The 14,208-nt window shown below is 68.7% G+C and carries 12 protein-coding genes; 8 read left to right on the top strand and 4 right to left on the bottom strand.

Annotated features, from left to right (window positions below; genetic code table 11):
- Window positions 1-133: 133 nt before the first annotated feature.
- On the bottom strand, window positions 134-1,513 hold the full coding sequence (locus ACZ6DT_RS09560; RefSeq protein ID WP_465591241.1) for a WS/DGAT/MGAT family O-acyltransferase: 1,380 nt from the start codon (window positions 1,511-1,513) through the stop codon (window positions 134-136).
- A gap of 95 nt (window positions 1,514-1,608) precedes the next feature.
- On the opposite strand from ACZ6DT_RS09560, the gene ACZ6DT_RS09565 reads away from it, so the two are divergent.
- The 8 genes from ACZ6DT_RS09565 to ACZ6DT_RS09600 all read left to right on the top strand — a co-directional run bounded on the left by ACZ6DT_RS09565 (window position 1,609) and on the right by ACZ6DT_RS09600 (window position 11,368).
- A complete protein-coding gene (locus ACZ6DT_RS09565; protein ID WP_465591243.1) occupies window positions 1,609-2,682 on the top strand; it encodes a glutathione S-transferase family protein in 1,074 nt (357 codons plus the stop codon).
- The gene (locus ACZ6DT_RS09570) at window positions 2,646-3,803 is read left to right on the top strand and encodes an NAD(P)/FAD-dependent oxidoreductase (protein WP_465591246.1); all 1,158 of its coding nucleotides are present in this window, start codon (window positions 2,646-2,648) and stop codon (window positions 3,801-3,803) included. The genes ACZ6DT_RS09565 and ACZ6DT_RS09570 overlap by 37 nt, the downstream gene beginning before the upstream one ends.
- Window positions 3,796-4,416 carry a pyridoxamine 5'-phosphate oxidase family protein gene (locus ACZ6DT_RS09575; RefSeq protein WP_465591248.1) on the top strand — a complete coding sequence of 207 codons (621 nt, stop codon included), beginning with the start codon at window positions 3,796-3,798 and terminating at the stop codon, window positions 4,414-4,416. The genes ACZ6DT_RS09570 and ACZ6DT_RS09575 overlap by 8 nt, the downstream gene beginning before the upstream one ends.
- 78 nt (window positions 4,417-4,494) lie before the next feature.
- On the top strand, window positions 4,495-6,126 hold the full coding sequence (locus ACZ6DT_RS09580) for a thiamine pyrophosphate-binding protein (protein WP_465591250.1): 1,632 nt from the start codon (window positions 4,495-4,497) through the stop codon (window positions 6,124-6,126).
- Complete coding sequence (locus ACZ6DT_RS09585) at window positions 6,123-8,183, top strand: hydantoinase/oxoprolinase family protein (protein ID WP_465591252.1); 2,061 nt, start codon at window positions 6,123-6,125, stop codon at window positions 8,181-8,183. The genes ACZ6DT_RS09580 and ACZ6DT_RS09585 overlap by 4 nt, the downstream gene beginning before the upstream one ends.
- The gene (locus ACZ6DT_RS09590) at window positions 8,180-9,889 is read left to right on the top strand and encodes a hydantoinase B/oxoprolinase family protein (RefSeq protein ID WP_465591254.1); all 1,710 of its coding nucleotides are present in this window, start codon (window positions 8,180-8,182) and stop codon (window positions 9,887-9,889) included. Before ACZ6DT_RS09585 ends, ACZ6DT_RS09590 begins: the two co-directional genes overlap by 4 nt.
- 2 nt (window positions 9,890-9,891) lie before the next feature.
- Window positions 9,892-10,668, top strand: a complete 777-nt coding sequence (locus ACZ6DT_RS09595) for an SDR family NAD(P)-dependent oxidoreductase (RefSeq protein ID WP_465591844.1) — start codon at window positions 9,892-9,894, stop codon at window positions 10,666-10,668.
- A 4-nt stretch (window positions 10,669-10,672) separates the two neighbouring features.
- On the top strand, window positions 10,673-11,368 hold the full coding sequence (locus ACZ6DT_RS09600; RefSeq protein ID WP_465591256.1) for a GntR family transcriptional regulator: 696 nt from the start codon (window positions 10,673-10,675) through the stop codon (window positions 11,366-11,368).
- 960 nt (window positions 11,369-12,328) lie between these two features.
- On the opposite strand, the gene ACZ6DT_RS09605 is transcribed toward ACZ6DT_RS09600, so the two are convergent.
- The 3 genes from ACZ6DT_RS09605 to ACZ6DT_RS09615 all read right to left on the bottom strand — a co-directional run bounded on the left by ACZ6DT_RS09605 (window position 12,329) and on the right by ACZ6DT_RS09615 (window position 13,996).
- Window positions 12,329-12,523, bottom strand: a complete 195-nt coding sequence (locus ACZ6DT_RS09605; RefSeq protein ID WP_465591258.1) for a hypothetical protein — start codon at window positions 12,521-12,523, stop codon at window positions 12,329-12,331.
- Between the two features lie 111 nt (window positions 12,524-12,634).
- The gene (locus ACZ6DT_RS09610; protein ID WP_465591260.1) at window positions 12,635-13,129 is read right to left on the bottom strand and encodes a GNAT family N-acetyltransferase; all 495 of its coding nucleotides are present in this window, start codon (window positions 13,127-13,129) and stop codon (window positions 12,635-12,637) included.
- Window positions 13,130-13,216: 87 nt separating this feature from the next.
- On the bottom strand, window positions 13,217-13,996 hold the full coding sequence (locus ACZ6DT_RS09615) for an IclR family transcriptional regulator (RefSeq protein WP_465591262.1): 780 nt from the start codon (window positions 13,994-13,996) through the stop codon (window positions 13,217-13,219).
- Window positions 13,997-14,208 lie beyond the last annotated feature (212 nt).

The raw sequence follows: 14,208 nt of genomic DNA on the forward strand, positions 1-14,208 counted from the left end.
TGGCAAGCGATCACCCTGGGTCCTCTCGATTTCTACGAGGGCAGCTGCCCCTTTGGTTTTTTCCTCCCTCTGAATGCGGTGGTTGCACGCGCAACCACCGCATTCAGAGGACGAAACGCGGGTGGGAGGAGGACTAAACGCGGGGCAGGGATACCGCGTGCTCGAGTTCGACCAACGCGGTGTCCAGGTGGGTCAGGATGCGCTGGAGATGCGGGACGCTGCGGCGGCAGCCGGTGACGCCGAAGTTCAGGTCGTCCCCGTTGCTGGTCAGCGTGATGTTCAGTGCCTGCCCGTCGAGCAGTACCGACGCCGGGTAAATGCCGTCGAGCGACGCGCCGTTCCAGTACATCTGCTTGCGCGGCCCCGGCACATTGGAGATCACCAGGTTGAACGGCGGTTTCGTGTTGTTCACGAAACCGGGGATCGGCGACACGCCGAGCTGGGCGACGTTGAGCCCCGACAGCAGCAGCGTCTGCAGTGGGGTCAGCTCCGAGAACAGCTTCTTCCCGTTCCGCATGGACGCGTTGATCATCGCGAGCCGCGCGGCCGGATCGGTCAGGTGGGTGGCCAGGTTGCACAGCAGCGCGCCGATATTGTTCCCCGCCGCGTTCCCGCTGTCCTTACGCCGCAGGGAAACCGGGACCATCGCGGTCAGCGGCGCGTCGGGAAGCGCGTTCTGTTCGATCAGGTAGTCCCGTAGCGCTCCCGAGCACATCGCGAGGACGACGTCGTTGCGCGACACACCGGCCGCCGTCGCGATCTCGCGTACCCTGTCCAGCGGCCATGACTGCGCCGCGAACCGCCGGGCCCCGCCGATCGGGACGTTGAACATCGTCTTCGGCGCCTGCGACGGCAGCGTCAGGGTGTGCTCCTGGAACGCTTCACGCGCCACCTTCATCGCGGCGGGCGCGATGCCGGCGAGCTGGTTGACCGTCTTGCCCATGGTCTGGAACAGCGAGGGGGCCGCCGCCTTGCCGTCGCGGCTTCCGCCGGGTTTGGGCCGGGAGCCCCACGGCGGCGGGCAGTCGAGGTCGAACGGGTCGTCCGACAGCGTGCCTTGCAGATGCCGCAGCGCCGAGACACCGTCCATCAGCGCGTGGTGGATCTTGCTGTAGATCGCGAACCGGCCGTCCTGCAGCCCCTCGACCAGATGGATCTCCCACAGGGGGCGGTGCCGGTCGAGGAGGGTGCTGTGCCAGCGTCCGGTCAGTTCCAGCAGTTCGCGGATCCGGCCGGGCTGGGGCAGCGCCGAATGCCGGAAGTGGTAGTCGAGTTCGAGGTCGGTGTCGGTCGACCAGGCGAGGTGGCCCGCGGTGTTGACCGGCCGGGCGGGACGGCGGCGGAACACCGAGCGCATGTTGTCGGAATCGAGCAGTTTCCGGCGGATGTCACGCAGGTAGTCGGGCCCGGCGTCCTCGGGTTTCTTGAACAGTTGCAGCCCGCCGACGTGCATCGGATGTTCGCGAGTCTCGACGAGAAGGAACATCGAGTCGGTCACGGGCATGAACGGCATCGTCGGACCACCTTCCGCGCGGCGGCGTGCGAGCACGCCGGGTGCCAGAGTCTACGCACACCGAAACCACCTTCTCACGCTTTAGGGTGGCTCACATGACGATCCCGACCGATCCGCAGACGGGCAGGTCCGAGGTGCGTTTTCCCGCCGAGAACCCGACAGGAGAGTTCCATCGGTCCGCCAACCATTTCGACGCGCGCATCACCGCCGACGGCCGTGACGGCTGGCCGGTGGAAGCGGGACGATACCGGCTGGTGGTCAGCCGGGCCTGTCCCTGGGCGAACCGCGGGCTGGTCGTCCGGCGGCTGCTCGGTCTCGAGTCGGCGCTGAGCGTTGCCGTGGCCGATCCGATCCAGGACGAGAAGAGCTGGCGGTTCACCCTCGATCCCGATGACCGGGATCCGGTACTCGGCATCAAGTACCTGGCCGAGGCCTACCACGCGGCCGATCCGCACTACATGGGCGGGATCAGCGTTCCGGCCATTGTGGACATTCCGAGCAAGCGGCTCGTGACCAACGATTATCCGCGGATCACGCTGGATCTGTCCACCGAATGGACCAGTCTCCACCGGCCCGGCGCTCCCGACCTCTACCCGGAGCGACTGCGTGACGAGATCGACGGCGTCAACGTCGGCGTCCACGCGGACGTCAACGCCGCCGTTTACCAAGCCGGTTTCGCGACCGAGCAGGCCGCGTACGAGGACGCGTACACCCGGCTCTTCGCCATGCTGGACGTGCTTTCCGAGCGGCTGGAAAAGCAGCGCTACCTCGTCGGTGACACGATCACCGAAGCGGACATCCGGCTGTTCACCACGCTCGTCCGCTTCGATCCGGTCTATCACGGGCATTTCAAGTGCAACCGGAACAAACTGACCGAAATGCCGGTGCTGTGGGCCTATGCCCGTGACCTCTTCCAAACGCCGGGTTTCGGTGACACCGTCGATTTCGACCACATCAAGCGGCACTACCACGCGGTGCACGAGCAGGTGAACCCGACGCGGATCGTCCCACTGGGACCGGAGTTGTCCGGCTGGACGGCGCCGCACCACCGGGAGCAGCTGGGCGGGCGGCCGTTCGGCGACGGCACGCCGCCGGGACCGCCGCCCGAGGACGAACGGATCGGGGACAGGAAATGGAGCCACTTCCTGAACGCACCGACGTCGTCGTGATCGGCGGCGGCATCGTCGGGGTGAGCTGCGCGTACCGGCTCGCCGCGGCCGGGGTCTCGGTGCTGCTGCTCGAACGCGGGACCCTGGGCGGGGGCTCGACGGCGAAGGCCGCGGGCGGGATCCGGTCGTCGTTCACCACCCGGGTCAACATCGAGATCGGGCTGCGCGGGCTGGCCGAGTACGCCTCCTTCGCCGAGACGTACGGGACCGAGCTCGACTTTCGCCGCGACGGCTATCTGTACCTGGTCACCGATCCGGCCGACCTGCCCGAATTCGAGCGCTGCGCCGAACTGCAGAACTCCTACGGCGTCCGCAGCCACCTCGTCGAGCCCGCCGAAGCGCGGCGGTTCTCCCCGCTGATCGACACCGACGGCGTGATCGCGGCCCTGTGGTCGCCGGACGACGCCAAGGCGACACCGGACTCCGCGGTCCAGGGTTACGCGCGGGCGGCCCGCGGGCACGGAGCGGTGCTGAGGACGGGCACCGAAGTCGTCGGGATCGAACGCGACGGCGACGAGATCACCGGCGTCCGGACCCGCGAAGGCTTCGTGCGGACGAACGCGGTGGTCTGCGCGGCGGGCGCGTGGTCGGGGCGGATCGGCGAACTCGCCGGCGTCGACCTCCCGGTACGGCCGTTCCGGCGGCAGGTCGTGTTCACCGGCCCGGTCGCGGACCTGCCCGGATCCGTGCCGCTGACCATCGAGATGCCGTCCGCCTTCTACTTCCACCGCGAGGGCCTCGGCCTGGCGATGTCCTTCTGCGACGGTGACGGCGATCCCGGCTTCGACACCCGCTACCAACCGGGTGACTGGCTGCCGAAACTCGCCGAAATCGCCGCGCGCAGGGTGCCCGCGGTACTCGACGCGGGGATCCGCGGCGGCTGGGCCGGGCTGTACGAGGTCACCCCCGACCGCAACCAGATCGTGGGGGAAAGCGTCCTCCTGTCGCGGTTCTTCTACGCGACCGGCTTTTCGGGACACGGGTTCCAGATGGGCCCGGCGGTGGGGGAGCTCGTGCGGGACCTCTACCTGGGGCGGGTCCCGGCCATCGACATCACCGGGCTCGACGTCCGCCGGTTCGCCGGCGACCGGGCCGAGACGAGGGAGCACAACATTGTCTGAGTTCGTCGAAGTCACCACCGAAGCCGAACTGCGTGAGATCCTGCCGCCGCCGCTGGAACGGACCGCGAACAAGGCGCGCCCGAAGCTGCACGAGATGGACCGCCAGTGGCTCGCGGAGTCACCGTTCGTGCTGATCGCGACCTCGGCGGCGGATGGCACCTGCGACGTCTCACCGAAGGGCGACCCGGCCGGGTTCACGCTGGTACTGGACGACACGCGGATCGCCATCCCGGAGCGCCCCGGCAACCGGCGCGCCGACGGGTTCCGCAACGTGCTGTCGAACCCGCACGTCGGGCTGATCTACCTGATCCCGGGCCGCGGCGACACACTGCGGATCAACGGCCGCGCGCGGCTCGTGCGGGAGGCGCCGTTCTTCGACGACATGATCGTCAAGGGCAGCCGGCCGAAGCTGGCGCTGGTGGTCGACATCGACGAGATCTTCCACCACTGCCAGAAGGCGTTCATGCGGTCGAAGCTCTGGTCGCCGGAAAGCTGGGCGCCCGGCGCGCTGCCGTCCCGCGCGGCGATCGCCAAGACCTTCGAACGGCCGGAGGAGAGCTTGGCCGACCTCGAGGCTTACTACGGTCCCGCCTACGCGGCCGGGTTGTACTGAAGCCACCGTCCTTCACAGACAGTCGGACCACGGTGCGACGGTTGCTGGATCGTTCAACGATCTGGCACTATCGGCGGGGTGCCTGCACCCACCGGAGCCCAGCATCTCGCCGACGCGCTGACCGCTCTGGGGACCGAAGTGGTCTTCGGTCTCCCTGGGGTGCACAACCTGCCGTTATGGGAGGCGCTGGCCGCTACGGACATCCGGCTCGTCGGGGTCCGGCACGAGCAGACGGCCGGGTACGCGGCGGACGGTTACGCCCGCGCGACCGGCAAGCTCGGCGTCGCGTTGGTGACCACGGGGCCCGGCGCGGCGAACACGCTCGCCGCCGTCGGCGAGGCCATGGCGTCGGCCGCGCCGGTGCTGGTCATCGCCACCGACATCCCGTCCACGCTGCGGCGACCCGGCGTGGTCCGCGGTGTGCTGCACGAGACGTCGGATCAGCAGGCGATGTTCGCGCCGGTCACCAAGGCCGGGTTCACCGTCCCGAGCGCGGACCAGGTCGCCGCCACGCTCCACCGCGCGGCCCGGCTGGCGCTCCAGCCGCAGAGCGGGCCGGTCTACCTCGGCATCCCGGCCGATTTCCTGTCGCAGCGGACCCCGGCGCGTCGGCCGCCGCGGTCGCACGCCCGGCCCGCCGAGATCCCGGATCTCACCGAGGCCGAGGCGCTCCTCGCCACCGCGGACCGGCCGCTGATCTGGGCGGGAGGTGGCGCGCTGCGCGCCGAGGCGGGTGAGGCGATCGGGAAACTCGCCGAACGACTGGCCGCCCCGGTACTCACCACGTTCGGCGCTCGCGGGCTCCTGTCGGTCGATCATCCCTGTCTCGCCCCGAACCCGGTGCACGCGCCCGAAGTCGGGGCGCTGTGGGACGAGGCCGACGTCGTCCTCGCCATCGGCACCGACTTCGACGGGCTGATGACGCAGAACTGGTCGATGCCGCAGCCGAGGAAACTCATCGCGATCAACGTCGACCCGGACGACGCCGCCAAGAACTACCAGCCGGACATCACGCTGGTCGGGGACGCCCGGGTGCTCACCGAGGCGCTCAAGGTCGAGGAACGGCCCGGTATCGCGGCGCTCGTCGGCAGGCTCGCCAAGGTCTCCGCCCGGGTCCGGCAGCGGATCAAGGAAGAGGAACCACAGGCCGCGGATCTGCTGTCCACTTTGGACGAGGTGCTGCCGCCCGACGCCGTCGTGGTCGCGGACATGTGCGTGGCCGGGTACTGGATCGGCGGCTTCCACCGTGTCCGTGCCCCCCGCAAACTCGCGTACCCGATGGGCTGGGGCACGCTCGGCTACGGCTTCCCGGCCGCGCTCGGCGCCGGCGCGGCGGGCACCGGCCGCGCGATCTGTGTCAGTGGTGACGGCGGTTTCCTGTTCGCCTGCGGTGACCTCGCCACGATGGCGCAGGAGCAGTTGCCGGTCACGGTGATCATCGTCGACGACGGCGGCTACGGGATGCTTCGTTACGACCAGGACCGGGCCGGGCTGCCGCGCCGGGGTGTCGACTGGGACAGTCCCGATTTCGTCGGCCTGGCGAGGTCCTTCGGCGTGCACGCGGACCGGGTGTCCGGGTTCGGGCGCGCGTTCCGGCGGCTCCTCGGCGAGTTCATCGAGTCCGACGAGCCGAACGTGCTGGTCGTGCGCGCGAAGATGGCGCCGCCGCTCAACACCTCGCCGCGCTGGTACCGCAAGGAATCCCCGTGACCAGGCTCCGCGTCGGTGTGGACATCGGCGGCACGTTCACCGATCTCTGCGTACTCGACGAGACAGGTGTCGTCGCCGTCGGCAAGGTGCTGACGACGCATGACGAGCCCGCTCGCGCGGTCGAAGAAGGTCTCAAGAGGACACTCGCCGACGCCGGGCTGCACGCGGGCGACGTCGAGCAGTTCGTGCACGGGACCACGCTGGTCACGAACGCGCTGATCGAACGCAAGGGGGCGCGCACCGCGCTGCTGGCGACGGCCGGTTTCCGTGACGTGCTGGAGATGCGGCGCGAGCATCGGTACGAACTGTACGACCTGCTCATCGAGCTCCCCGCCCCGCTGGTCCCACGTCACCTGCGGTTCGACGTCCCCGAGCGGATCCTCGCCGACGGGAAAGTCCACACAGGACTGGATGAGGAGTACGTCGCACGGCTCGGCCGCGAACTCGACGCCCGCGGGATCGACGCGGTGGCGATCTGTTTCCTGCACGCCTTCACGAATCCCGCGCACGAACGGCGGGCCGCCGAGGTGCTCAAGGACGTCGCGCCCCGGTTGCGCGTCGCGCTGTCCAGTGAGGTCGTCCCCGAAATCCGCGAGTTCGAACGCACGTCGACCACGGTCGCGAATGTGTACGTCCAGGACCTCACCGAACGCTATCTCCGTGATCTGGAACGGCGTCTGCGCGAGGCCGGGGTGCGGTCGTCGCCGCACATCATGCTGTCCAACGGCGGGATCGCGACCGTCGACACGGCCGCGCGCCACCCGATCCGCATCCTCGAATCCGGACCGGCGGGTGGGGCGCTGGCCGCGTCCGCGATCGGATCCGCGGCGGGGATCGGGGATCTGCTGGCCTTCGACATGGGCGGCACGACGGCGAAACTGTGCATGATCTCCGAAGGCGCGCCGCTGGTGACGCACGAATTCGAAGTCGACCGGAAGTACCGGCTGCTGCCGGGATCCGGGCTGCCGGTCAAGGTGCCGGTCATCGACATGATCGAGATCGGCGTCGGCGGCGGCTCGATCGCCCGCATCGACGCGCTCGGCCTGCTCACCGTCGGGCCCGACTCGGCGGGCTCCGAACCCGGCCCGGTCTGTTACGGACGAGGCGGTACCGAGCCGACCGTGACCGACGCGGACCTCGTACTCGGCTATCTGGATCCGGGGTATTTCCTCGGCGGCGGAATGACTTTGGCCGCCGAAGGCGCGCGTGAGGCGATCCGCTCGAAGATCGCCGGACCGCTCGGCGTCAGCGTCGAAGAGGCAGCTTGGGGCATTCACGCCAGCGTCAACGAGGACATGGCCAACGCCGCCCATGTCCACGCCGTCGAGCGTGGCAAGGATCCGGCGAAGCTGCCGATGTTCACCTTCGGCGGCGCCGGACCGGTGCACGGCGTCGGTGTGGCGCGGGCGCTCGGCGCGCCCGAGATGGTCGCGCCGAGCGCGGCCGGGGTGTTGAGCGCGGCGGGATTCCTCACCGCGCCACTGGCCTTCGACTTCGTGCGTTCGGCGCGCGCGGCGGTACTCGAGCTGTCCTGGGAACAGGTCGACTCGCTGTTCGCCGAGATGGAGGCCGAAGGCACGGCACTGCTGGAGAAGTCCGGTGTGGACGGTGCGGAGGTGACGCACCGGCGGATCGCCGAGATGCGGTACTCCGGGCAGGGTTACGAGATCCGCGTGCCGGTCGAACGGGGAAACTGGCCGGAGTCGCTGGTCGACGCGTTCACCGAGACCTATCGGACGTTGTACCGGCGGACCGGGCCGGACGTCGCGATCGAGGTACTCAACTGGCGTGTCGTTTCCCGCGGCCCGGCGCCCGAGGTCACGCTGAAACTCGCTGGTGCCGAGGCCGAAGGCGACGCGCGCAAGGGGAGTCGTCCGGCGTACTTTCCCGCCGCGGGTGGCTTTGTCGACACGGCGGTGTTCGACCGGTACCGGCTCAAACCAGGCGACCGGGTCGAGGGGCCGGCCATTGTGGAGGAACGAGAGTCCACTGTGGTCGTCCCGCCGGGTGCTCACTGTGTGGTCGGCGCGGACGCCGGCCTGGTGGTGACGGTATGAGCGTCGACCCGATCCTGGTGGGGGTGCTGGGAAACCGGCTGCACTCGATCCTGGCCGAACAACAGAACGCGCTCGTCAGCACGGCGTTCTCCTCCGTGGTGCGGGAATCGCTGGATCTCGCCTGCGCGGTGTTCGACTCGCGGGGCGAGATGATCGGCCAGTCCGTCGGTGGAACCCCCGGCCACATCAACGCGATGGCGACCGGGATGCACCACTTCGTCGCCGCGTACCCGCCGGAGACCTTGAAGCCGGGCGACGTCCTGCTCACCAACGACCCGTGGCAGACGGCCGGACAGCTCAACGACATCACCGTCGCCACGCCGGTGTTCCTGCGGGGGCGGCTCGTCGCGTGGTTCGCTTCCTGTTGCCACGCGCCGGACATCGGCGGACGACTGGTCTCGGCCGAGGCCGACGAAGTCTTCGAAGAGGGTTTGCGCCTGCCGATCATGAAGTTCCTCCGCGCGGGCGAGGTCAACGCGGATCTCGAACTGCTGATCCGCGCGAACGTCCGTACGCCGGAAGAGACCATCGGCGACTTGTACGCGCAGGTCACCGGGAACGAGGTCGGTGCCGCGAGCCTGGTGCGGCTGCTGGAGGAGTTCGATCTCGATTCGTTGGACGACGTCGCCGCCGAGATCATGAATCGCTCGGAGCGGGCACTGCGGGACGCGCTGGCGAAGCTGCCGGACGGCACCTACACCAGCGAATCGGCGACCGACGGGTTCGACGACGAAGAAGTCGTTCTCAAGGTCGCCGTGACCATCGACGGCGAGGACATCCACCTCGATTTCGCCGGATCTTCGCCGCAGAGCCGCCGCGGGATCAATGTCGTCCTGAACTACACCAGGGCGTATGCCTCGTTCGCGGTCAAGGCGGCCATTTCGCCGGAAGTACCGCACAACGCGGGCTCGTTCCGGCCGGTGCACGTCACCGCGCCGGAGGGCTCAGTACTGAACTGCACGCCGCCCGCCCCGGTCGCGTCCCGGCATCTGATCGGGCACTTCCTGCCGTCGCTGCTGATCACCGCACTGGACGAAGTGTTGCCCGGCAACGCCTTGGCGCACAGCGCGGACGCGTTGTGGATGACGATCTGGCGCGGTACCGACGCCGAGGGCCGCGAGTTCATGCTCAACGTCTTCCAGACCGGCGGGATCGGCGCACGGGCCACCAAGGACGGTCTCAACACCACCGGGTTCCCGAGCGGCCTGCGGTCCACGCCGACGGAGGTCATCGAGACGATGGCGCCGCTGATCCAGCGCGAACGCGTGCTGCGCACGGACTCCGGAGGCGCCGGGCGATGGCGCGGCGGCCTCGGCCAAGGCACGTCGATGGCCGCTCGCGGTGAGCTTTCCTGGAGTGTCAACGGGAACGTCGATCGAGTGCGGCGACCGGCGTCCGGTGTGGACTCCGGGCACGACGGTGCGGTGGGCCGGTTCGAGCTGACCCGCGGCCCTTTGCCGTCGAAGAGCCGGGTGACCCTGCGCCCGGACGACGTCGTAAACGTGATCCTGCCCGGTGGCGGCGGTTACGGCGACCCGTTCGAACGGGAGCCGGAGGCCGTGCTCGCCGACGTCGTCGACGGATACGTGTCGGTGGAAGCCGCGCGTGAACTGTACGGCGTCGAGGTCACCTATCACGGAGATCCCGAGGCGCTGGTGCGGCTTCCGGAGGATTACACAGCGGTTTCGGCGAGAGGGAAAAGATGAGCATGGGTCGGCTGGCGGGCAAGGTCGCGGTCGTCTTCGGGGGCGCAAGGGGCATCGGCCTCGCCACCGTGAAGGAGTTCGTCACCGAGGGTGCGACCGTGTTCTCCAGCGACATCCGCGAACTCGCCGAACCCGTCCGGCACTCCATTGTGGACGCCACAGAAGAGGGGCAGGTCGACGAGTTCGTGCGCGGCGTGCTCGCCGAGACGGCCCGGGTCGACGTGCTGTTCAACAACGTCGGCATCCACCTCGGAAAGCCCTTGGCGGACACCACCTTGGCGGAATTCGACAACATCTTCGCGCTGAACGTACGGGCCGCCTTCCTCGGCACGCGGGCGGTGCTGCCGCGGATGATCGCGAACAAGGCGGGCAGCATCATCACGACGTCGTCCAACGGCGGGGTGATGGGCCGCCCCGGCGACCCGGTGTACAACGCCACCAAACACGCGCTGGTCGGCATGATGAAGTCGATCGCCGTCGCGCACGCGCACCAGGGAATCCGGGCGAACACGGTCAACCCGGGCGCGATCGACACGGACATGCTGCGCGGCACCCTCGCGTCGCCGGAGGAGTTCGAAGCCGAGCAACACCGGTTGACCGCGAGCACGCCGGCGGCGCGGGTCGGCGAGGCGTGGGAGGTCGCGAAGGCGGTCGTCTTCCTGGCCAGTGACGAATCGCGGTTCGTCAACGGGGTCGCGCTGCCGGTCGACGGCGCCAAGGCCGCCGGTGCCATGCCGGGCGACCGGTACCGCCTCGACTTCGAACTCGGCGTCAGGTAGCGCCATGTCCACTCCTGCCGCCGAGGAGTCACTTGCCCGCGACAGACCCTTGCTCGAACGGAGCGGGACAGCGCAACGGGTCGCCGAGATCCTGCGTCAGCGCATCACCGAAGGCGTCTTCCCGCCCGGGTCGAGGCTTTCCGAACCGTCGATCAGCGCCGCGTTGGGCGTTTCACGCAACACCCTGCGCGAGTCCTTCCAGCTCCTGGCGCACGAGCGGCTCGCGGTCCACGAACTCAACCGCGGCGTCTTCGTGCGGGAACTGACCGCACAGGACATCTCGGATCTCTACGTGATGCGCCGGGTCACCGAATGCGGTGCGCTGCGACGGGCGGCCGAACTGTCCACTGTGAATCTTTCGGCCGTCGAAACCGCGGTGCGGGAGGGGCGGGCCGCGGCGGGCGAAGGCGACTGGCAGGCCGCCGGGACCGCGAGCATCGCGTTCCACCAAGCGGTGGGCGACCTGGCGGGCAGCGAGCGGGTCAGCACGACGATGCGTCAGATGCTGGCGGAGACGCGGCTCTTCTTCGTGCTGGCGGAGAACACACGCGCGTTCTTCGAGCCGTTCCTGGGGCGGCACGAGCGGATCCTGCGGGAGCTGGAACGAGGACGGTTCGGCTCCGCGGAGACGGCGCTGGAGAAGTACCTGCGGGACGCGGAGAAGCAGCTGCTGGCCGCTTACGACCGACGGGACTCGTGAGCCGTGGCGGGTGGCCGTTCCGACGTGTCGCGAAAGCCACTTTCGCAACGCTGAAGGTCGCGAATGTGGCTTTCGCGACATCTGCGAGCGTGAGGGGCTCATCCGCGGCGGCGGTCACCTGTGGCTGCCGCGGGAACGCGTTCCGGTAAGCACCCGGCGAGACACCGACCTGGTTGCGAAAGTGGTGGATCGTCAGCGGCCGGTCGAGGTGCGCTCTCGCCCAGTCCAGTACCGGTGCCGGCCCTTGGTCGTCGGTGGCAGGGCCCCGGCAAAGTCGCATAGCCGCTGGTCGAGTGGATGTTGCGGTGACAGAGGCGGGCTCGTCACAGTCGCCTGACATCTTTCTCGACTGTCCGCATAGGACGCCTCCAGGGCTACGGTGCCCGATTTGGGCGTTTTTCGACCAGGTCGTGAGTGAGAAAGAGGGTTCTAGCCCTAAATTTCACTCACGACCTCAGTCGAAAAAAGTACATAAACACATCAAATGGACATCCAGCGGCCGAACGGTGTCCTTTGTGGACACTTGACGCTCAAGGTACCCTGTCATCCGCTCTCGTCGGAAGTCCAGTTCGAAGCACCAAAAGCGCCACTGACCAGCGGCTATGCGACTTTGCCGGAACCCTGGTCGTCGGTGGCGGGGACGGACAGATCGATGAACTGGGCCTGCTCGCCCGGGCGGTGCGCATCCCGTGCGAGGTGGCGCGGCGGCCGTCGAGCGGCCCGGCATCGACGTGTCGTGAGCGGCGATCCGGGACAACCCCTCCCCCCCCCCCCACGACCGTCGTTCACGTCTCGCGACGTGAACGAGGGCCTCGCGTTCGGTCATGAAGGGCGCAGCCGACGGGACCAGGTTCCTTCATGACACCCCCGTGCGACGGGCCAACGTGGGCCCGCCTCAGCGGAGGCGGAGTTCTTCGCCCTCGAAGTCCGCGATGATGATCCACGCGGACGGTCTCGGTGTCACCTGGAGGTCATCCGCCATACCGGCACATTGACCACACGCCCCGACATCTCCGGGAACTCATGCCCGCTGACCACGGTGAACCGCCATTTGTCGACCCCGCCGCCGATGATCTCGGCGTACCGCCGGGCGCCGTCCGCGTTGGCGAAGCGCACCTGCTGGCCGTTGGTGAGATGGGTGATCTTGACCGCCATCCGTGCCTCCCTGAAGTCCGGTGCCGGCCCGCGGAGCTTCCCCCTCCGGGGCCGGCGCGGACAGTAGAACACATGTTCGACCACCGTCGCCAATCCGATCCCCCGTGCGGGTCATCGCCGCATGGTCACCCGTGGCCACGCGTCCAGCCCGCGGGCGATTTCGTGGGCACGGACGGCACGCAGACCCTCGCTGAGGCTCTCCTCGGCGAGGGTCGCGAAGCCGAGCCGGGCGTAGTACGGCGCGTTCCACGGCACCTCGGCGTACGTCGTCAGCGTCAGCCCCGCGAGGCCTTCGCGCGAGGCCCACTCCTCGGCGTGCTCGATCAACCGCCGCCCGACGCCTCGCCGCGCGTGCTCCGGATGGACCGACACCTGCTCGATGTGACCGTGGCCATCGACGACCTCGGCGAGCAGGTACGCCACCGGGCCGTCGCCGGTGTCCCACACCCAGGCCCGGCCCTCGCGCTGGAAGGCCGTGAGGTCCGCGATCGACGGCGGGTCGTCGTCGGCGATCGCGGCCATGCCGAGGGCGCGGAACGGTTCGCCCGCGGCGCGTTCGATGTCCTGGAGCACGGGCAGGTCTTCGGGTTCGGCGAGTCGGATCACGATCGAGTTCTACCCCACCGCGGGGAGCGGACGCGCGTGATCCGACGGACGACACACGTGACTGGATGGACGACGCGGCCGCGGGAATCAGAGGGAGAACGACGAAACGGCCCGGTGGATCCTGCGCGCGTACGACTGGAGCGCGACGATGGCGGCCCGCTTGTCGTCGTCGCCGATCCGGGTCGCCGGGGCGGCCAGGGTCAGCACCGCGGGCCGGTGCCCGTTGCTCGGGATCGGCACCGAACAAGACCAGACGCCGTCGTCCAGTTCGCCCCAGCTGACCGAGTACCGGTTCATCCCGGCGCGTTTGACCTCTTCCCGCACGCTCGGGCCGCGGCGGTGGACGATCGACGAAAGCCGCCTTTCGCGTTCGCCCTCCGGCAGCATGGCGAGCAGCATCTTGCCCGACGCGCCGGTGCCGAGCGGGACGGAATGACCCGGCTGGAAGGTGAAACGCATCGCGCGTTCGCATTCGACCCGGTCCGCGCAGACGGCGGAATCGCCGAAATGCTGGAACAGCAGCACTGTCTCCCCGAGGTCGCGTGCGGCCTCCTCCATCGCCGGACGGGCCAGCCGGGCGAGATCGTTGGCCAGCTGCGCGGCCCGCGCGAGCGGCATCACCTGGCTCGTCACGTGATAGCGCCCCGTCCTTCCCTCCTCCAGAAGCTGGAGTTCCTTCAGCAGTGCGACATAGCGATACGTCGTGGCGACCGGGGTGCCGATCCTCGCGGCGAGTTCGGCGACGCTGGCGTCCCAGCGGCGTTCGGAAAAGGAGAGCAGCAGCTGCAGGACCTTGCGGGAGCTGCTGGCGCCGGGGGTGCGTTTCGGTGGGGCGGTGGTGTCCAGGGATCGTGCGGCAGGCGTCATCTCGACCTCTCGCCGGGGCAATCGCAAAGAGTCAAGAAAGTAGCACATTGAGTGAATTGCGGACCAGGGTCTTTGGTCCGCGAACAAGCGGACTTCTTGCCGGGTTCGGACCATGGAAAAGCCATTGGCGGGCTTACGTGGACCATTTGGAGGAAAGCCGAATCCGTGAACTGGTGCAACGGATCGACGCCGAACAGGACGCGCTGCGATTG

The organism is Amycolatopsis sp. NPDC041971 (assembly GCF_055588925.1).